Raw genomic sequence first — 18,541 nt, forward strand, 5'->3', positions numbered from 1 at the left:
CCGGGTTCAGGGCTCAAGAATTGCGAGCTGGTGCGCGAGTTGGAACCGGCACCCAGTGAATTTGACCTGGTTTTGACGCCTGGCTGATTGGAATCACTGGTCATCGGGTGTTGTTGAGATGTTAATTTTGCTTCCGCGCGATAGAAATTATTGGTGAGGTGCAGACACCTTGGCCCGGTAGAGGCGATACAGCACCAGGGCATAGAGCAGTAGGTTGGCCGTCAGGGCGACACTGCCGAACAGCATCTGCAGGTCCAGGTCGGCCCCCTGGGGATAGATGATGGGCAACAGGTAGTGCTCGATAAACCCGTTGTCCAAGCCCTGTTCGCCGGCGGCGTTGCGCAGGTGGTTCTCCAGGGGCGTCAGCGGACAGATCCAGCCCATGTAGCCCACCACGATGGCCCACACCGCCGCGGGCAGGTGCAGCCACAACAGCCAGCGTTGCCACAGCCCAAGCAGGGCGCCAAACAGCGCAAACAGGATAAACAACAGATGGGTCACCAGCACCGCCTCTGCCGCCAGATGGTAGAGCATCACTCAAGTCCTTGCCGTAACACCGCTCCATCCTACTGCCGGTTCAGGGGGGCTGTACACTGTTCCTGAACCGAGTTTTCTTCTATTGATGGCTCGATAGTCTCGAGTTATTGTCTTTCGTTCGGCGACTGTTGCAGGGCGGGTGGTTTGGGTAAGCCGTTCGGCAGCCCTTGTGCTCCCTTTGCTTTGAACTAGGGTTAGGGCATTGTCTGAACACCGTCAGAGGGTGAGATGAGCGTCTGTGTAGCCATATCCCAAAAGCCCCCAGTGTTGCTGGACCTGCCGGCTTCGCTGGCGCGGGCGGTGGAGGTGATCGAGGAGGCGGCGGCGGCCGGAGCCAAGCTGCTGCTGTTTCCCGAGGCCTACCTTCCGGGCTACCCCACCTGGATCTGGCGCTTGCGCCCCGGCGGTGACATGGCCCTGGGTAACCGGATCCACAGCCAGCTGAGACGCAACTCGGTCGACATCGCCGCCGGCGACTTGGACCCGGTGCGCAGGGCCGCCGCCGATCATGGCATGGTGGTAGTGATCGGCATGAATGAGGTGGACGCCGAATTCAGCGGCTCCACCCTGTTCAACACCTTGGTGGTGATCGATGCCGACGGCGCCCTGGTTAATCGTCACCGAAAGCTGATGCCGACCAACCCCGAGCGGATGGTCTGGGGCTGCGGCGACGCCAGTGGCCTTCGGGTGGTGCAGACCGCGGTCGGTCGTATCGGCGGTCTCATCTGTTGGGAGAGCTATATGCCCCTGGCCCGCTTCGCCCTGTATGCGCAGGGGCTGGATATCTACCTGGCCCCCACTTGGGACTGTGGCGACACCTGGTTGGCGTCGATGAACCACATCGCCCGGGAGGGCGGATGCTGGGTGATGAGCACTGCCACTGCCCTTGAGGGCCGGGACGTTCCTGCGGATTTTCCTGAGCGGAACACGCTGTTTCAGGATGATGAGTGGATCAACAGCGGCGACGCGGTGATCGTCAAACCCTTTGGCGGCATCCACGCCGGGCCGCTGCATCGCGACAAGGGGATCCTCTACGCCGACATCGACATCCAGGCGGCGGCCGATTCCCGCAAGGCGCTGGACGTCAGTGGTCACTACCACCGTCCCGATCTGTTCAACCTGAAGGTGGACCGACGCCCGCGGCCGCCGCTGTCCCTGCTGGATGACGGCGAGTAGGCGTCACCCTTCGCCGTTGATCGCCCGTTGCAGGGTGTGGCCGTAGTCGGGAAACATCGACAGGGTGTTGTGCCCGGCACCCTGGATCACCCTGGACCAGCGCAGGCTGGGGGCCAGGGCCTCCACCATCGCCTGGGTCCGCTCCGCAGGGACCACCTCATCCTGGGCGGCGATGACCACATAGCTGGGCGCCTGGATCAACGGCGCCAGGGCGGCCGCCTGGTAGGGGTCTCGCATCAGCAGCGACAGGGGAAACATCCAATAGAGGCTGCGGGCGATGTTCAGCGCGCTGTCGAACGGGGTGATCAGCACCACCCGCTCCACCGGCTTGTGGGCCGCCACCTGCACGGCCACCGCCGCGCCCAGGCTGCGGCCCATGACCGCCACCGCCCGGTGTGACCGGTTCAGTTGGTCGAACAGGAACAGGGCATCCTGGACGATGCCCGCCTCCGACGGGGTGCCGTCGCTGTTGCCATAGCCCCGGTAGGGGATCAGGTAGACGCTGTGATGGGGAAACCATTGGCGGAACTGGACCAGGTTCTGTTCCACCTGTTCGCCGTTGCCGCCAAAGTAGAGCAGGGCCTTGGCCTGACCTGGGTTGGCGACGTAGCCGCGCAGGACCAGGTCGCCGTGCCGGAAGCTGACCTGGTCAGCCCCTGGCAGGGTGAGCGCCGGGGTGGGGAAGTACTGGAACCGGCGCTGCACCATGAACAGGCAGAGGCACAGCAGCAGGTACCCAAGTCCCAGGCTAAGCAGCAACTGTTTCATCCACTGTTCCCTTGCTGAACTGCGAGGTTCCCCGTGTGCGGCGCATCGGCGCCCATCACCCTGTCGCAGCCCATCAGCCCTGATGGGCCTTGATCAGCGGCAGTATCTCCCTGAAATGTTCATTGAGGGAGGTGGCCATCAACTCATAGAGGCACATCTCCACCGTGGTGATGCCGGCCCCCTGGCTGCGACACTTCTCCAGCGCCACCTGGGTGTCGATGGGATGGCGGGCCGAGACCCCATCGGCGATCACCTCCGCCTCGAATCCGGCGCCCAGCAGCCCCATGGTGGTCTGGTAGACGCCGATGTGGGACTCGATGCCGCATACCAGCCACTGTCTGCGGTCGGTGTCCAGCAGGGCTTTCTCGATAGCCTCATGCTGGATGCCGTTGAAGCTGGTTTTGCGCCTGGGCTCCTCGAACAGCTGCTGCTGCAGTTCGTCCACGGTGGGGCCCAGCCCCTTGGGGTACTGCTCAAGGGTGACCACCGGCATCTCCAGTATCTCCGCCGACTTAATCATCAGTCTGACGTTGGCGATCACCCGGTCGCTGTCCAGTATCTGTCTGGCCAGCGAACCCTGCATATCGACCACCAACAGTCCGCACCGCGATTGCTCTAACATACTCCCTCCCGCGATAAGTTCGTGCGTCTAGGATAAGTATGGTTGTTAATGAGCAACTTGGAGAGGTAAAGCCGTTGGCCCCCGGCCTGTGCCGGGGAGGCGGGATGAGGGCCATTCCCGTGAATGCGGCAATCCAGTGTCTCTCAGACAGGATGGAATGCCGGGTTGAAGAAGGGGGGCAGGCATGACAGCGGGAGTTTGCATTCCTCCTCGCGTCTTCCTGCTCAGCTTCTACGGTTATCAGAGCTGCGGTGACAAATCATAAGGAGATCATCATGGCCGCAACCCGTATCGAAAAAGACAGCATGGGTGAACTGAAGGTGCCGAAGTCGGCACTGTACGGGGCCCAGACCCAGAGGGCGGTCAACAACTTTCCCATCAGTGGCCGGGGGATGCCCGAGCCCTTCGTCCTGGCCCTGCTCAAGGCCAAGGCGGCCGCCGCACAGGCCAACGGCGAGCTGGGGCAGCTGCCGGTCCCCATGGTCGAGGCGATCGTCCAGGCCAGTCAGCAACTGCAGCGGGATCCGGCGCTGATGAGCCACTTCCCGGTGGACATCTTCCAGACCGGGTCCGGCACCAGCTCCAACATGAACGCCAACGAGGTGCTGGCCACCCTCGCCGGTCGTATCCTCGGCCGGCCGGTCAGCCCCAACGACCACGTCAACTGCGGCCAGAGCAGCAACGACATCATCCCCTCCGTTATCCACATCAGCGCCAGCCTCGAGGTTCGCGACGTCCTGTTGCCGGCGCTGACCCACCTTCAGCAAACGATTAACGACAAGGCGGCCAAGGTGGGACACCACATCAAGACCGGCCGCACCCATTTGATGGACGCCATGCCGGTGAGCTTGGGGCAAAGCTTGGGGGGCTGGGCCAGCCAGATTGAGCTGAGCAGGCAGCGGCTGCAGCAGGCGCTGCCTGGGCTGCAGGCCCTGGCCCAGGGGGGGACCGCCGTCGGCACCGGCATCAACGCCCACCCGCAGTTCGCCGAACGCTTTTGCCAGGCGCTCAACGCCGACAGCGGCATGGCGTTTCGCCCGGCGGACAACTTCTTCAGTCACATCGGCGCCCAGGAACAGGTGGTGGCCCTCTCCGGCCAGTTGAAGGCCACTGCGGTGGCGATAATGAAGATCGCCAACGACCTGCGCTGGATGAACTCTGGTCCACTGGCGGGACTGGGGGAGATCGAGCTGGAGGCGCTGCAGCCCGGATCCTCGATCATGCCCGGCAAGGTCAATCCGGTGGTGCCGGAGGCCGCCGCCATGGTGGCGGCCCAGGTGATGGGCAACGACACCGCCATCACCATTGGCGGCCAGTCCGGCAACTTCGAGCTCAACGTGATGTTGCCGCTGCTCGCCCACAATCTGCTGGAGAGCATCGCCCTGCTGGCCAACGTCAGCGGGCTGCTGGCCGACAAGGCCATCGCCGGTTTCAGGGTGAATCAGGGACAACTGCAGCAGGCCCTGGCCAGAAACCCAATACTGGTCACCGCCCTCAATCCGGTCATCGGCTACCTCAAGGCGGCGGAGATCGCCAAGCTGGCCTACCAGCAGGGGCGTCCGATCATCGAGGTGGCGGCCGAGCACACCGATCTGTCCACCGAGGAGCTGACCCGGCTGCTGGACCCGGCCAGGCTGACCCGGGGCGGCCTCTGACTCAGGTGGCCCGGGGCCGGTTACCGCTGCTGTTCCCCACTGACCCCCCGGTGGGGCTGGCCGCGCTGAGGCGGTTCGAGGCTGGCGTAAGGCCATTAATTTGGCCTCAGTTGGCCAATGGGGTGGAGCTGTGGTGAAAATAATGCGAATTTTGCCGGCGCCATTTTTTAAACCTGTTGATGTTCATTGTTACTGATCGAACTTTGCGTCCTCGAATTAAAAATTTCGGCAACATGACACCTTGTCGCCGGTGACCCTGTGGCGTGGACAAACAGGGGCGTATTTTTTCTTTTCATCTAGGGTTAATGGTGCCGCCGCTTTGCGGGGAGGGTTAATTACGCTCCGCCCGGCAACGGTGAGCCGAAGTGGCGAACCCCTGTCTGGCGCGGGTTTCGTGATCGTGATGGTTTCTGATAACCAAGGGGAATCGACCGATAACGGTTCAGGTATGACGTGCGGCTAAAATATAATGGTGCACAGTATAGGTATCTTATTATTTCGCACCTTGGTTGTTTGTTTTTTATTCGCCCGAGTGTTAATTCAGTGATCAGATTTATCTTGTTGTCGGATTCATAAATGGCCGAAACTTGGGCTCGATGCAGGTTCATTGCGCCAAGCGCAAAAAGAATCTGGCGATATTTGAAATTTCAATAAATGCAATAAATGCTTTGGGTCATAACTTTTAATAAAAGTTGTGAGATCTGGGTCCTCTTTATTTGTGAACTTGATTTAAAGCAAATTTCCACTGTGATCTTTTTCCTATATTCCCCGCCGTTTTTTCAGAACTACGTCTCACGGTGCTCTCAATAAGCCGAACGACATCGATTAACCGAGTTGCCGAGGGTCGTTAACAAGGAACGCAAATCCCTATGACTGCTACCACCTATCAACCCGGTGAGATCCAGGGTCTGATTGAGATCGACGCATCCAAGTGCAAAGGATGTGACGCCTGCAAGAAGTTCTGTCCCACCCAGGCCATTGTTGGCGCCTCAGGTGCGGCACACGCCATCGACAAGGACCGCTGCCTCAGCTGCGGCCAGTGCATGATCAACTGCCCCTTCGGTGCCATCAAAGAGACCCACAGCGCGCTGGACAGGGTTATCCGCAAGCTGGCGGACAAAGACACCACTGTGGTGGGCATCATCGCCCCGGCGGTGCGCGTTGCCATCGGCGAAGAGTTTGGCCTGGGCACCGGCGAGCTGGTGACCGGCAAGCTCTACGGCGCCATGAACAAGGCGGGCTTCAAGATCTTCGACTGTAACTTCGCCGCCGACCTCACCATCATGGAGGAGGGCAGTGAGTTCATCCACCGCCTGCACGCCACCGTGAAGGGTGAGGAGCACGCCGGCGCCCTGCCTCAGTTCACCTCCTGCTGTCCCGCTTGGGTCCGTTACCTGGAAGGCAACTTCCCGTCGCTGCTGCCCCACCTGTCCACCGCCAAGTCGCCTCAGCAGATGGCCGGTGCCGTGGCCAAGACCTACGGCGCCAAGGTGTACGACATGGAGCCGGAGAAGATCTTCACCATCGCCGTGATGCCCTGCACCGCCAAGAAGGTGGAGGCCTCCCGGCCCGAGTTTAACTCCGCCTGGCACTACAACCATGAGCATGGCGCTCACGCCGCCGAGTACCCGGATGTGGACGCGGTGCTGACCACCCGCGAGATGGCTCAGCTGCTGAAACTGCTGAAGATCGATCTGGCCACCACCCCGGCCTACGAAGGCGACAGCCTGTTTGCCCAGTACACCGGCGCTGGCACCATCTTCGGCACCACAGGTGGCGTAATGGAAGCGGCCCTGCGCACCGCCCACAAGGTGCTGACCGACACCGAGATGGCCAAGCTGGATTTGGAGCCGGTGCGCGGCCTGGAGGGGGTCAAGGAAGCCGAAATCACCCTGTTTGACAAGCAGCTGGGCCAGGAGGTCACCGTTAAGGTGGCGGTGGTTCACGACATGGGCAACAACATCGAGTCCATACTGCGTGACGTGGCGGCGGGCACCTCCCCCTACCACTTCATCGAGGTGATGAACTGCGCCGGCGGCTGCGTCAACGGCGGCGGCCAGCCCATTCAGGGCGGCGGTTCATCCTGGATTGGCAACATCGGATAAGGAGACTCTCATGACCAAGAAGACCCATCTGTTCGCCGAAGACAGCTTCTTCCTGTCTCGTCGCAAGTTCATGGCCGTGGGCGCCGCCTTCGTTGCCGCCATGGCCATCCCCATGAGCTGGTTTGCCAGCAAGCTGGCCCGTCGCAACGACTACATCAAGGCCCGCAGCGCCGGCCTGTACCGGGACGACGCCATCGCCAAGGTGCGCGTCAGCCACCGTAACCCGGCCATCGAGAAGTACTACAGCGAGTTTGGCGGCGAGCCCCTGGGCCACCTGTCCCATGAGCTGCTGCACACCCACTTCGTTGACCGCACCAAGCTGAGCTAAGGGAGAGACGACAATGCATCATGACCAACATGATATGAGGCCGATCCTCAAGCACCCCCTGAACGTTCGGGTGTTCCACTACATCCTGCTGATGAGCTTCCTGCCCCTGGCGGCCACCGGCCTGCTGCTGCTGTTCAAGCCGCTGATCGAAGAAGGCATGCAGCTGACCTACAACATCCACATCGTCGCCGGTGTGGTGATGACCCTGGACGCCGTGGCCTTCACCGTGATGGCCTTCGACCGGGTGGTGCTGTTCGTGGCCCGGGTATTCAGCCTGTCTGAGCGCGACCTCAAGTGGTTCATGGTCCTGGGCGGCTACCCGCAGAAGTTCCTGCTGGGCAAGAAGGTGCCCGTACCGCCGATGAACAAGTACAACTCCGGCCAGAAGCTGTTCGGTGCCTGTGTGCTGATTGGCGGCACCGCGCTGATCCTCTCCGGCCTGGTGCTGTGGCTGATCCCCCACGCCGCCCCCCGCGACGTGGTGTGGCTGCTTGGGATGGTTCACCTGGCCAGCGGCCTGCTGCTGACCGCCTTCCTGCCGGTGCACCTGGTCCTGGCGGTGTACCGCTTCGATGACTTCAAGGCGATGATGATCCACGGCAACGTGCCCTATCACGACGCGGCGGAGTACACCCCGCTGTGGGTGGAGCAGGAGATCGCCCCGGTGGCCACCAGCGGCGAAGAGCTGGCCCAGAAGTAAGCTCTTGCTTCCCCCTTAACTCAAACACAAGCAGCCCTCGCCAGGGGGCTGCTTTTAACGTCTGAAACCACCCGACTTGGACCCGACATGAGCACACATCACCATCCACTGAAGCAGCCTGTCTACGATCCTCAAACCAGCTTCATCTACGACGACGGCCTGTGGGCCATCATCGACCAGAGCGCCAACCCCAGCATCGAGCAGGTGAGGGCGGTGCTGGAGAAGGCCCGCCAATGCCAAGGCCTTACCCTGGAGGAGACCGCGGTTCTGCTGCAGAACACCCACCCGGAACTGGATGAGGAACTGTTTGCGGTGGCCAGGGAGATCAAGGACACCATCTACGGCAACCGCATCGTGCTGTTTGCCCCGCTGTACGTTTCCAACCACTGCGCCAACAGCTGCAGCTACTGTGGCTTCAATGCCGACAACCATCAGCTCAAGCGCAAGACCCTTAATACCGACGAGCTGCGCCGCGAGGTGGAGATCCTTCAGGATATGGGCCACAAGCGGATCCTGGCGGTCTACGGCGAGCACCCGCGCAACAGCGTTAAGGCGATTGTCGACAGCATCAACACCATGTACGACGTTAAACATGGCGACGGCGGCGAGATCCGCCGCATCAACGTCAACTGCGCCCCCATGAGCGTGGAAGATTTCCGCGTGCTCAAGAGTGCGGCCATCGGCACCTACCAGTGCTTCCAGGAGACCTACCACAAGGCCACCTACGAGAAGGTCCACCTCAAGGGCAAGAAGAAGGGGTTCAACTACCGGCTCTACGCCATGCACCGCGCCATGGAAGCGGGCATCGACGACGTGGGCATCGGCGTGCTGTTCGGCCTCTACGACCACAGGTTCGAGTTGCTGGCGATGCTGGCCCATGTGCAGGAGCTGGAGCAAAACTGCGGCGTCGGCCCCCACACCATCTCCTTCCCGCGCATCGAGCCGGCCCACGGCTCCGAGCTCAGCGAGCGCCCCCCCTATGAGGTCAACGACGACTGCTTCAAGCGCATCGTCGCCATCACCCGCCTGGCGGTGCCCTACACCGGTCTTATCATGAGCACCCGGGAGAGCGCCGCCATGCGCAAGGAGCTGCTGGAGCTGGGGGTTTCCCAGATCAGCGCCGGCTCCAGCACCGCTCCCGGCGGCTACCAGCAGGCCCAGGAACAGCAGTACGACATCGAGCAGTTCTCCTTAGGGGACCATCGCCCCATGGACGAGATCATCTACGAGCTGGTGACCGACTCCCACTCGGTGCCCTCTTTCTGCACCGGCTGCTACCGCAAGGGGCGCACCGGCGACCACTTCATCGGTCTGGCTAAGCAGCAGTTCATCGGCAAGTTCTGCCAGCCCAATGCCCTGATCACCTTCCGCGAGTACCTCAACGACTACGCCAGCGAGCGCACCCGCGAGGCGGGCAACGCCCTGATTGAGCGCGAGCTGTCGCGGATGAGCCCGGCCCGTGCGCGCAACGTGCGCACCTGCCTGGCCAAGACCGACGGCGGCGAGCGGGACATCTACCTGTGATGACTGCCATGATTCCACCGATGGCAATGCCCCACACCAGGGGCGTGCGCCCCAGCCCCGGCCTGGACCGGGTCGCCCTGCTGGCGGCCCTGGAGGAGGCCAGCGAGGTGGTGCTGCACGCCGCCGTCTACGACAACTTCGCCGGCTCGCCGGTGGAGGCGCTGCTGCGCCGTCGCCTGGCCGAGGGCAGCCTTAAGCGCCTTACCATCCTGTCGGTGTTACCTCCCAACTGCTGGCGTCAGGAGTTCTCCCTGGTGCTGCGTCAGGGGATGACCCCGGCACAGATCTCCCGGGTGTACGCCGCCTCGCGCCAGTGGTGTAACGACCTGGCCGAGGCGTTTCCCAATCAGGTGAAGTTAGTGCTCACCAGCGCCCTGCCGCTGCAGCCGCTGCTGTTGGTGGGCGACACCCTGTTTGTCGGCCACTATGCCCACAGCCCGGAGCCCGCTGCCCTGGGCCTGTGGCTGCAGCTGGACGCCTGCGCCCTGGGACTGGCCCCCGGCGCCCTGTGCCAATGGTTCAACCTGGGCCAGGTGCCCCGGCAGAGTGACCCTTGGGCCATCGCCCTGGGCCGCTATGTCGAGGAGTGCATCGCCGCCGCCAAGGTCAGCCCCCGGGCAGGGGAGTGCGGCCTGTGAGCCCGGTGATCGCCCCCGAATCGTTGTTCAGCGAGCGGCAGATCCTGGAGCTGCTGGGCGGCGGCGATGACGACTGGCTGTTCAGCCGCGCCCGCCTGGCCACCCAGCTGGCGTTCGGCGATCAGGTGTTTATGCGCGGCATCGTCGAGTTCTCCAACCACTGTCGCAACGACTGCCACTACTGCGGTTTGCGCAGCGGCAACCGCGAGCTGGGCCGTTACCGCCTCAGCCAGGCGCAGATCCTCGAGGCGGTGGACCAGGCGGCCGCCTTCGGCATGGGCACCCTGGTGCTGCAATCCGGCGATGACAACAAGTACCGCTGCGATGACATCAGCCAGCTGATCCATCAGATCAAGGCCAAACACAAGCTGGCGATCACCCTGTCCCTGGGGGATCGCAGCCTGGAGGAGCTTGCGCAGTGGCGCCAAGCCGGGGCGGATCGCTACCTGCTGAAGATGGAGACCTTCGACCGCCGGCTGTTCGCCGAGTCGCGTCCCAGGGCCAACTTCGATGAGCGCCTGGAGAGGCTCAGGGGGATCCAGGCCCTGGGCTATCAGACCGGCTGTGGCATCATCACCGACCTGCCAGGGATGACCGACGAAATCCTGGCCCGGGATATCATCCAGCTGACCCGGCTCAAACTGGACATGATCGCCTGCGGCCCCTTCGTGGCCCACCCGCAGACCCCCATGTCCCTGTCCGGCAACGGCAGCGTGCTTAAGAGCCACAGGGTCAGCGCCATCCTTCGGCTGATGAACCCCGGCGCCAACATCCCCGCCACCAGCTCCCTGGAGGCACTGGAGCCCGGCGCCCGCGCCCTGGCGCTGCTGAGGGGCTGCAACGTGGTGATGCCCTCGTTCACCCCGCAGAACGTGTTTTCCCAGTACGACATCTACCCCGGCAAGAACGCCGCCAAGGCGTTCCTGCGTGAGCGGCTGGAGGTCATACGCAACCAGATAAGACAGCACGGCCTGGAACCCTCCAGCGCCCGTGGTGATGCCAGGAGTCATTGACATGTGTACCGGAATGCAAAACGCCGCCGATGGCAACGCCCAGGCCACCCCCCGTGGCATGCGCTACCAGATCGCCCTGGTGGGCCGCCGCAACGTCGGCAAATCCTCGCTGCTTAACGCCATGACCGGCCAGCAGATCGCCATCGTCTCCGAGACCCGGGGCACCACCACCGACGCGGTGGCCAAGCCCTATGAACTGCTGCCCCTGGGGCCGGTGACCCTGTTCGACACCGCCGGCATCGACGATGAGGGGGATCTGGGCGCCCTGCGGGTGGGCGCAACCCACAAGGTGCTGTGCCGCGCCGACATGGCGATGCTGGTCGCCGACGAGCAGGGGCTGGGTGAGCACGAGCTGGCGCTGATTGAGCAGATGCGGTCGCTGGCGCTGCCGTTCCTGGTGGTGTTCAACAAGGGCGACAGCGGCGAGCCTGCCCGGGCAGACCTGGCGCTGTGCCAACAGCAGGGCCTGCCCCACCTCTGCGTGTCCGCCGCCACCGGCAGCAACATTTCGGCGCTGAAGCAGCGGCTGTATGAGCTGGCGCCGGAGGAGCTCAAAGCCGAGCCGGTGCTGGCGGGGGATCTCTACCGCCGCGGCGATCTGGTGCTGTGCGTGGTGCCCATCGACCTGGCCGCCCCCAAGGGGCGGATCATCCTGCCTCAGGTGCAGGTGTTGCGTGAAGCCCTGGACCGCAACGCCATGGCCGTGGTGGTCAAGGAGACCGAACTGGCCGATGCCCTGAAGCGCTTTACCGTCCCGCCCAGGCTGGTGATCACCGATGCCCAGGTGATCAAGTTCGTCGACCGGGTGGTGCCCAAATCGATCCCGCTGACCACCTTCTCCAGCTTGTTTGCCCGCTTCAAGGGCGATCTGCCGCCGATGGTGGCCGGGGCCGAGCGCTTCGACAGCCTGAAGGAGGGGGACAAGGTGCTGATCGCCGAGGCCTGCAGCCACAACGTGCAGGAGGACGACATAGGCCGGGTCAAGTTGCCCAACTGGATTCGCAAGTACACCGGCAAGAGCCTGCAGTTCGATGTGGTCTGCGGCCATGACTTCCCCGACAACCTGGAGGAATACGCCCTGGTGATCCACTGCGGCGCCTGCATGTTCAACCGCACCGAGATGCTGCGCCGGGTACGCGAGTGCCAGCGCCGCGGCGTGCCCATCACCAACTACGGCGTGGCGATCTCCAAGCTTCAGGGTGTCCTGCCCCGGGTGATCGCGCCGCTGATGGCCAACCCGTAATCGACCTCCCCGTCATCGGCCTTCGGGCCGGTGGCGGGGTTTTTCTCTCTCTGTCACCTCGTCCCTCTCGTTTGACCCTAGACGTGACCCGCCCACTACTCAAAGGGTAAGTCACCATGGTATAAGGCTTTATTGCAATGCCTCCGGCACCCCGAACACCGCCCCAGATCAGCCAGGACCCCGCACAATGAACAAGCAATCGCTCACCGACCTTTTCTCCAGCACCCTGTTCCACATTCCCGATTACCAGCGGGGCTACGCCTGGGAGAGGAAGCAGTGGCGGGATTTCGTCGACGACCTGGATGCGCTGGTGACCGACGACAACGTCCACTACCACTACACCGGCACCGTGGTGACCTACCAGGCCAGCAACGCCACCTCCACCTACGGGCGGCGACCGGCGAAGTCGGTGGACGTGGTGGACGGTCAGCAGCGCCTGACCACCACCTGCCTGTACCTGTCGGTGATCATCCGCGCCCTGATCGGCCAGGGGCGGACCGAGTATGAGCGGGACATCGCCGACTTCCTCTACGACGGCCTGCGCTGCAAGCTGACCCTCAACAACGACACCGCCGAGCTGTTCCACCGGCTGCTGTCCGAGGGGCGGCCGCTGAAGGCCCCGTCCACCCCGCACCAGCGGCGACTGTGCGACGCCACCGCCTATTTCCAGGCCCACGTCAACCGGCTGATGGCCGACGATGCCAGGGGCGTGGACTACCTGATCCAGCTGTTCGAGGCGATCACCGGCAAGCTGGTGTTCACCTCCTACACCATCGAGGAGGAGTGCGAGATCGGCATGACCTTCGAGCTGATGAACTCCCGGGGCAAGGAGCTGTCGGTGCTGGAGCTGTTGAAGAACTACCTGATGCACTGGATCGCCCGCAACGGCGCCGCCGACGAGCGCGAGGAGCTCACCAGCCGGGTGAACCTGGCCTGGCGCGACACCTACGGCTTTGTCGGCGACTCCGATGGCAACGAGGCCCAGTGCCTGCGCCTGGCCTGGACCCTCTACTGCCACCACCTGCCGAAGAACTGGAAGGGCTACGACGGCTTCAAGCTGCCCCAGTACATCCCGCTGAGGGAGTTTGCCGTCGATGGCCAGCCCGGCGGCGTCAAGACCAAGGCCGAAACCCTGGCCTTCATGCTGACCTTTGTCAAGGGGCTGCCCGAGGTGGCGCGCCACTACCAGGCTGTCATCAGCCCCAGGCCCCAGAACAGCGGCTCCGCCGCCGAGCTGGCCTGGCTGGAGCGGATCAACAACACCGGCAACATCGCCAACTTCCTGCCGCTGCTGGTGGCGGCCCGCGGCCGCTGGCTGGCGGGGACGGTGACCGAGGCCCAGTACATCGAGTTGTTGCAGGCGCTGGAGTGCTACGCCTACCGGGTGTTCCTGTTCGAGGGCAAGCGCAGCAACGCCGGCGGCTCCACCCTTTATCGCTGGGGTCATGAGCTGTTCAACCGGCCCCAGCTGGCGCTGGAGGCGATTGTCGCCAAGGTCCACGACTTGATCCGCTACTACGCCAGCGACAGCGCCTTTGCGGCACAGATGAGGGAGCCAGGCCATTGGTACCACTGGCGCCGGCTGCTGAAATACACCCTGTTCGAGTACGAGCAGCACCTGATGGCCGAGGAGGGCAAGGGCAGCAAGCCGAAGATCACCTGGCAGGAGCTGGCCAAGGACTCCACCATCGAGCACATCCTGCCCCAGACCCCGCCCCAGGGCTCCCACTGGCTCGAGGTGTGGAGCGATGAGGCGCGGGCCACCTACCTGCACGACCTGGGCAACCTGGTGCTGACCAAGGACAACGCCAGCTACTCCAATTTCGAGTTTCAGCGCAAGAAGGGCGCGCCCGGCGTCAGCCCCAGCTACAGCGACTCCTGCATCAAGCAGGAGCGCAAGCTGGCGGTCTACGACGACTGGACCCCGGAGACACTGGGTCATCGCCGTGACGGGCTGGAAGCCTGGATCCTCGGCCGCTGGCAGACCCGTCACTTCGATCTGGACACCGCCATGGACGATGAGCTGGAGGAGGAAGCACAGATGGGCGAGGCGGAGCTGTAAGGCTTGCAGGTGTCGATGGAAGTGGGGAGTTGTTCAGCCCCAGCATGCGGCCCAGCCGTCGACATTCTCAGACCAAGTTATGCTGATACCTGGTCATTTAATACCGTTGTCTCTGTTCCGCAGCTATTGCAGTGTCGGGTAAACAGCGCTGCGCGCTTACGGATCTTATTTTCCTGGCTGTGGCAGGCAGGGCATGGGCCTTTCATCGTGGTATTGGTCTGGCAGTTTTGGCAGATGACGAAGTAGCCATATCTGCCCCAGGCACCGGTTGGTTAGCTTGTCGCGCTCGCCACACTTGTTGCAGGCAATGCCTTCTGATGGTGCTTGAGCTTGGCTGGGCTCAGTCTGTTCTACCTTTGCTGTTTCCTGCTCTTGTGGCGCGGTTTCGTACTTTGGCTTTGGTTCGGTGACAGCTGGCTCGGTAGTTTCAGGTTGAATCGCGGTGTTTTTTTCACCGGCCTGAATTAACGGCTCATGGATGGACAGAAGGAAGTCGCTGATGGCTTTCATCTCCTTTTCGGAGAACACCGGCTTGGTTGTGATATAGCTTTTAAGGACCGAGTAGTTACATAGCTCTTTAAGTTTCTTACCCAGAAACTCATTCTTCACAACAGAGCTGCTAATCTCCTGAGGCATGCTCTCGCGTTGTAATACTGTGGTGCTTGATACTGAGCAGAGGTTGTCCCACTGTCGCATGCCAAAGTAGGTTTGTCGGCCAAGAATCTTAACCAGCATCTTGTCGACGTTATCGAATAGCAGGTTGCGCAGGTTCTTTTGCTGCAGGTCCAGTTGCTGCAGAGGGGACGGCATGCCTTGCCAGTTACCCTGGTAGCCTCGCGACCACTCGCCGTCTTTGTTGACTCTTACCTGGCCATAGATGCTCTTGGACTCGATCAGCACAAAGCCGAATCGGTGGACTAGCAGATGGTCAATTTGAGAGTATTCGCCTTTGTGGGAGAAGCGCAGGTCATTGATGACCAGAATGTCCGGGTTGTCGGCAAACTCGCGCTTTAGGTAGAAAGCCACCTCCTTTTCCTGCTGAGCACCAAACTGGCGCTGTTTGCTGAGGTGGTCCTGGTGGATACTGTCCCGCTCTTTCAAAATCATGCTGTGTATCCTTACTGCAACTGCTGTGTCGTCCTGGCATCAGAGGACAGTAAGTATCATTCAGAATGTTGGCGAGATAAAGGTGATTGCGAGTGCAATGTCGCGAAAAGTTTGTTTAGCGTTTTTAGAGGATTGGGGAAATGAGGAGGGGAAAGTGGCCTCCCCACGAGGACTGCCTTGTAGCATATTGATAGTTTTTGCTGTGCCTTGCCTGTTTTTTATGATGCTGGATAAGTTATTGAATTTCAACGGTCATGTTTGGTTTTGAATTGTCCTGTGATTGTCATATATTGATGGCCATGGACAGAAAAAGTTAGATCGGAGTTAGATCGGGTCATGGCAGTCAAGGTTATGAGGGACCCCATAAAGCTGACCAAGTCAGTTATTGCGGCCATTCAGCCAAAGGCGGATACCATTGAGTATAAGTTCGTCGAGCCGAGTAAGCTCAGGCTGCGGGTCGCCCCAAGTGGCACCAAGTCTTTTCGTGTGGTTAAACGGCTTCCGCGGGGGGGGCGCTTAGTTGACGAGCACATCGGTCGTTTCGGGGAAATGCCCCTGGACGACATACGGCGAAAGGCTCAGGGCGTGATTGCGCAGATCTCTAGTGGCATCGACCCTAAAGTTCACAGGGAGCAGCAAAAAGCGCTGAGTGAGTCAGTAAAGGCCAATGCGCGGGCATTCAGGGAATTGTGGTCGTCGTACCTGGCAGAGTTTGAACTTCGGGTGCGGGAAGGTAATCGCTCTCAGAAATCGTTGGATGATGCGGGTTCTATGTTCCGTACCCACATTGAGCCAGTGTTGGGTAATGTCCAGATTGGTTCCCTTTCACGTGAGTTGGTGCAGGGCTTTATGTCTGAATTGCGCCAGAACAAGTCCTACGCGGTTCACAACAAGGTTCTTAAGTATATTAACGCCGCCCTGAACCACGCGGTTAAGTGTGGCGATATCGACCACAACCCAGCTTACGGCATAAAAAAGGTCAGTGAAACGGCCCGCCAGCGGGTGATCTCTGATGATGAAATGAAGCAGCTTGCCAAGGCCCTGGAACTGGAGCCGCAGCATTACCGCGACGTGTTCTGGCTGTTGTTGTATACCGCCCAGCGGAAAAGCAATGTGTTTGCTATGCAGTGGCGGGACGTGGACTTGACGGCGGCCACTTGGTGCATCAAGGGTACCCAGACTAAGGGTAAGAGGGCTATTACGGTACCGCTGATTGAACCTGCTCTGGCCATCCTTAAGCGACGAAAAGAGGAGAGCGGCCCCGCAGACCGGTTTGTATTTCCGTCTCAGCGCAGTGCTTCGGGTCATCTTGTTGAAAAGGGCGGCAAAGGTAGTTTTTGGCACCGGGTCAAGGCGCGGGCTGGATTCGCTGGTTTGGCTGGGGAAGAAGGGTTGAGACTCCATGACCTGAGGCGGACCACTGGCAGTAAGATGGTTAACGACGGAGGGCGTATTCAACCTGTCCAGAAATTGATGGGACACAGCTCCATTGAGATTACCGCCAAGAATTATGCCCACCTCGAAGTAGAGGCGGTGCGAGGTGGTTTGGAAAGTGTTTACGCCAGAGCTGATAACGCCGGGGCGCTTAAACAGCAATTGATTGACAAGCTGGGGTCAATGACGGAGGAGCAGTTAAAGGTGCTGCTTACTAATGTTGATGGGAGCAATGGTGACAAAGAAAAATGATCAAAAGCTGGCGCCTAAGTCTGAAGAACCACAAGATCCAGTGGAGCAAATGTGGGCGTACTTCCGTGATCCAGAACAGACAGAGCCTATAAAAATAAATGGGACTTGGGTGGCCAAGGCCCTGCCAGATGAGCAGATGCTCGACGAAGAGGAGAATGGGATTCTGCCAGAAAAGAGGACGTTGGAAGAGCGCAACAGCATGTTGCAACTATGCCATCTTACCATGTTCATTGGTGAGCCTTTGTCGGAGGATCAGGCATTGTTCCTGATGGATGCGATCGAGAGAGAGTTGGCTGGAAAGCAACCGTTCCCTTACAAGCGGGGGCGCAAAGAGCGTGGATACCAGGAAAAGGGGCTTTATCGGGCGATCAAGCAGCGCGTGACCGAGATTATTCTTGAGCCGCTGGTAGTAAAGTACGCAAAGCGAGTCGCAGATAACCCGCGACAGGGGCGTATTTCGGCGGAAGATAGAAGTTATCTGCTGGAGGTTTTTCTGGACCAACCAGATGATGAGGTGTTGGCGCTTACCAATAAAATTCCATGGCATTTGGCGTATGTATTTAACGCTAATGAGCGCACCATTCGCAACTGGGAACGCGAAGAAGAGGGTCTACAGGTTGAAATGTCATGCCCGACTGATGGCTGGGACTTTGCAGGCCCGGCTGCGGACGCTATTTACGCGGACATCCGGGTGAAAGGTATCGACACACTGGATGAGTTGGCCGCTTACATCGCCGACGGCAATTGGAAAAAAATAAACCCTTTTTAATTTCCGTTTTTATGGTTTCACCCCTGGCAAATTAGCCTCAACGGTCAAGCGACGTAGAGGAGAATTTGCCTATGACCACTACCATCAACCCCAACCCACTGCTGAATGAACAGCAGGCTGCCGATTACCTCGATCTCCAACCAAACACCCTGGCGGTATGGCGCTGCCGGGGCCGTAATGACCTGCCTTACTGCAAAATCGGTCGAAATGTTCGCTACCGCAAGTCCGATCTTGATGACTTTTTGAACCGTGCCACTCGTTGCTTTGTGGAACAGTCCAACTTCAATTCCATGGGTTGTGAGGTGTAAGCAGCGATGGACATCCAAAACGTAACTGAGATTGCTCGTGGCCGTTGGCCCATGATCTTCGACCGACTGGGTATCAAGGTGCCGAAACGGGGGAAACACGGTCCCTGTCCACTATGTGGTGATGGCGTGGACCGTTTTCACTTTGACGACAAAGAAGGCAGGGGAACTTGGCATTGCCGCAAATGCGCCGATAAAAGCGCAGGAGATGGTTTGAGCATGGTCAGTCGTTACTTTGATGTGTCCTGCTATCACGCGGTGAGACTGGTGGTTTCGACCCTTGGACGACACGGAAAGTAAGGG

The 18,541-nt window shown here is 60.7% G+C and carries 18 protein-coding genes; 14 read left to right on the forward strand and 4 right to left on the reverse strand.

The window, feature by feature from the left end; genetic code table 11:
- Positions 1 to 147: 147 nt before the first annotated feature.
- Positions 148 to 534 (reverse strand): DUF2784 domain-containing protein, encoded by a 387-nt coding sequence (locus FCL40_RS07130; RefSeq protein ID WP_136852465.1) that lies wholly within the window; start codon positions 532 to 534, stop codon positions 148 to 150.
- A 231-nt stretch (positions 535 to 765) separates the two neighbouring features.
- Between FCL40_RS07130 and FCL40_RS07135 the strand changes: the two genes are divergently transcribed.
- On the forward strand, positions 766 to 1,713 hold the full coding sequence (locus FCL40_RS07135; RefSeq protein ID WP_136852466.1) for a carbon-nitrogen hydrolase family protein: 948 nt from the start codon (positions 766 to 768) through the stop codon (positions 1,711 to 1,713).
- 3 nt (positions 1,714 to 1,716) lie between these two features.
- Here FCL40_RS07135 and FCL40_RS07140 read toward each other — a convergent pair whose 3' ends face one another.
- Complete coding sequence (locus FCL40_RS07140; RefSeq protein WP_136852467.1) at positions 1,717 to 2,481, reverse strand: alpha/beta hydrolase; 765 nt, start codon at positions 2,479 to 2,481, stop codon at positions 1,717 to 1,719.
- A 73-nt stretch (positions 2,482 to 2,554) separates the two neighbouring features.
- Positions 2,555 to 3,103, reverse strand: a complete 549-nt coding sequence (locus FCL40_RS07145) for an isochorismatase family protein (protein ID WP_136852468.1) — start codon at positions 3,101 to 3,103, stop codon at positions 2,555 to 2,557.
- A gap of 275 nt (positions 3,104 to 3,378) precedes the next feature.
- Between FCL40_RS07145 and FCL40_RS07150 the strand changes: the two genes are divergently transcribed.
- From FCL40_RS07150 to FCL40_RS07190, 9 genes are all read left to right on the forward strand, one after another.
- The gene (locus FCL40_RS07150; protein WP_136852469.1) at positions 3,379 to 4,758 is read left to right on the forward strand and encodes a class II fumarate hydratase; all 1,380 of its coding nucleotides are present in this window, start codon (positions 3,379 to 3,381) and stop codon (positions 4,756 to 4,758) included.
- Positions 4,759 to 5,627: 869 nt separating this feature from the next.
- Positions 5,628 to 6,863, forward strand: a complete 1,236-nt coding sequence (gene hydA / locus FCL40_RS07155) for an iron hydrogenase large subunit HydA (protein ID WP_136852470.1) — start codon at positions 5,628 to 5,630, stop codon at positions 6,861 to 6,863.
- A 10-nt stretch (positions 6,864 to 6,873) separates the two neighbouring features.
- Positions 6,874 to 7,191: an iron hydrogenase small subunit HydB gene (gene hydB, locus FCL40_RS07160; protein WP_136852471.1), complete on the forward strand. Its 318-nt coding sequence runs from the start codon at positions 6,874 to 6,876 to the stop codon at positions 7,189 to 7,191.
- Between the two features lie 13 nt (positions 7,192 to 7,204).
- Complete coding sequence (locus FCL40_RS07165; protein WP_136852472.1) at positions 7,205 to 7,891, forward strand: cytochrome b/b6 domain-containing protein; 687 nt, start codon at positions 7,205 to 7,207, stop codon at positions 7,889 to 7,891.
- Positions 7,892 to 7,978: 87 nt separating this feature from the next.
- The gene (gene hydG, locus FCL40_RS07170; protein WP_136852473.1) at positions 7,979 to 9,415 is read left to right on the forward strand and encodes a [FeFe] hydrogenase H-cluster radical SAM maturase HydG; all 1,437 of its coding nucleotides are present in this window, start codon (positions 7,979 to 7,981) and stop codon (positions 9,413 to 9,415) included.
- Positions 9,415 to 10,053 carry a hypothetical protein gene (locus FCL40_RS18570; protein ID WP_169307031.1) on the forward strand — a complete coding sequence of 213 codons (639 nt, stop codon included), beginning with the start codon at positions 9,415 to 9,417 and terminating at the stop codon, positions 10,051 to 10,053. The genes hydG and FCL40_RS18570 overlap by 1 nt, the downstream gene beginning before the upstream one ends.
- Complete coding sequence (hydE, locus tag FCL40_RS07180; RefSeq protein ID WP_136852475.1) at positions 10,050 to 11,066, forward strand: [FeFe] hydrogenase H-cluster radical SAM maturase HydE; 1,017 nt, start codon at positions 10,050 to 10,052, stop codon at positions 11,064 to 11,066. The genes FCL40_RS18570 and hydE overlap by 4 nt, the downstream gene beginning before the upstream one ends.
- A gap of 1 nt (position 11,067) precedes the next feature.
- Complete coding sequence (gene hydF / locus FCL40_RS07185; RefSeq protein ID WP_229360286.1) at positions 11,068 to 12,309, forward strand: [FeFe] hydrogenase H-cluster maturation GTPase HydF; 1,242 nt, start codon at positions 11,068 to 11,070, stop codon at positions 12,307 to 12,309.
- Positions 12,310 to 12,496: 187 nt separating this feature from the next.
- Positions 12,497 to 14,371, forward strand: coding sequence for a DUF262 domain-containing protein (locus tag FCL40_RS07190; protein ID WP_136852476.1), 1,875 nt, complete (start codon positions 12,497 to 12,499; stop codon positions 14,369 to 14,371).
- Positions 14,372 to 14,536: 165 nt separating this feature from the next.
- On the opposite strand, the gene FCL40_RS07195 is transcribed toward FCL40_RS07190, so the two are convergent.
- Positions 14,537 to 15,478: a nuclease-related domain-containing protein gene (locus tag FCL40_RS07195; RefSeq protein ID WP_136852477.1), complete on the reverse strand. Its 942-nt coding sequence runs from the start codon at positions 15,476 to 15,478 to the stop codon at positions 14,537 to 14,539.
- 336 nt (positions 15,479 to 15,814) lie between these two features.
- Here FCL40_RS07195 and FCL40_RS07200 point away from each other — a divergent pair, with 336 nt between their 5' ends.
- The 4 genes from FCL40_RS07200 to FCL40_RS18895 all read left to right on the forward strand — a co-directional run bounded on the left by FCL40_RS07200 (position 15,815) and on the right by FCL40_RS18895 (position 18,538).
- Positions 15,815 to 17,164 (forward strand): tyrosine-type recombinase/integrase, encoded by a 1,350-nt coding sequence (locus FCL40_RS07200; protein WP_136852478.1) that lies wholly within the window; start codon positions 15,815 to 15,817, stop codon positions 17,162 to 17,164.
- Positions 17,130 to 17,933, forward strand: coding sequence for a hypothetical protein (locus FCL40_RS07205; RefSeq protein WP_136852479.1), 804 nt, complete (start codon positions 17,130 to 17,132; stop codon positions 17,931 to 17,933). Before FCL40_RS07200 ends, FCL40_RS07205 begins: the two co-directional genes overlap by 35 nt.
- 71 nt (positions 17,934 to 18,004) lie before the next feature.
- Entirely contained in the window at positions 18,005 to 18,241 is a 237-nt protein-coding gene (locus FCL40_RS07210) for a helix-turn-helix domain-containing protein (protein ID WP_136852480.1), read from the forward strand.
- Positions 18,242 to 18,292: 51 nt separating this feature from the next.
- Positions 18,293 to 18,538 carry a primase-helicase zinc-binding domain-containing protein gene (locus FCL40_RS18895; RefSeq protein ID WP_407644144.1) on the forward strand — a complete coding sequence of 82 codons (246 nt, stop codon included), beginning with the start codon at positions 18,293 to 18,295 and terminating at the stop codon, positions 18,536 to 18,538.
- The last annotated feature ends 3 nt before the right edge of the window (positions 18,539 to 18,541 follow it).

It is taken from the genome of Ferrimonas sediminicola (genome assembly GCF_005116715.1).
GTDB lineage: Bacteria > Pseudomonadota > Gammaproteobacteria > Enterobacterales > Shewanellaceae > Ferrimonas > Ferrimonas sediminicola.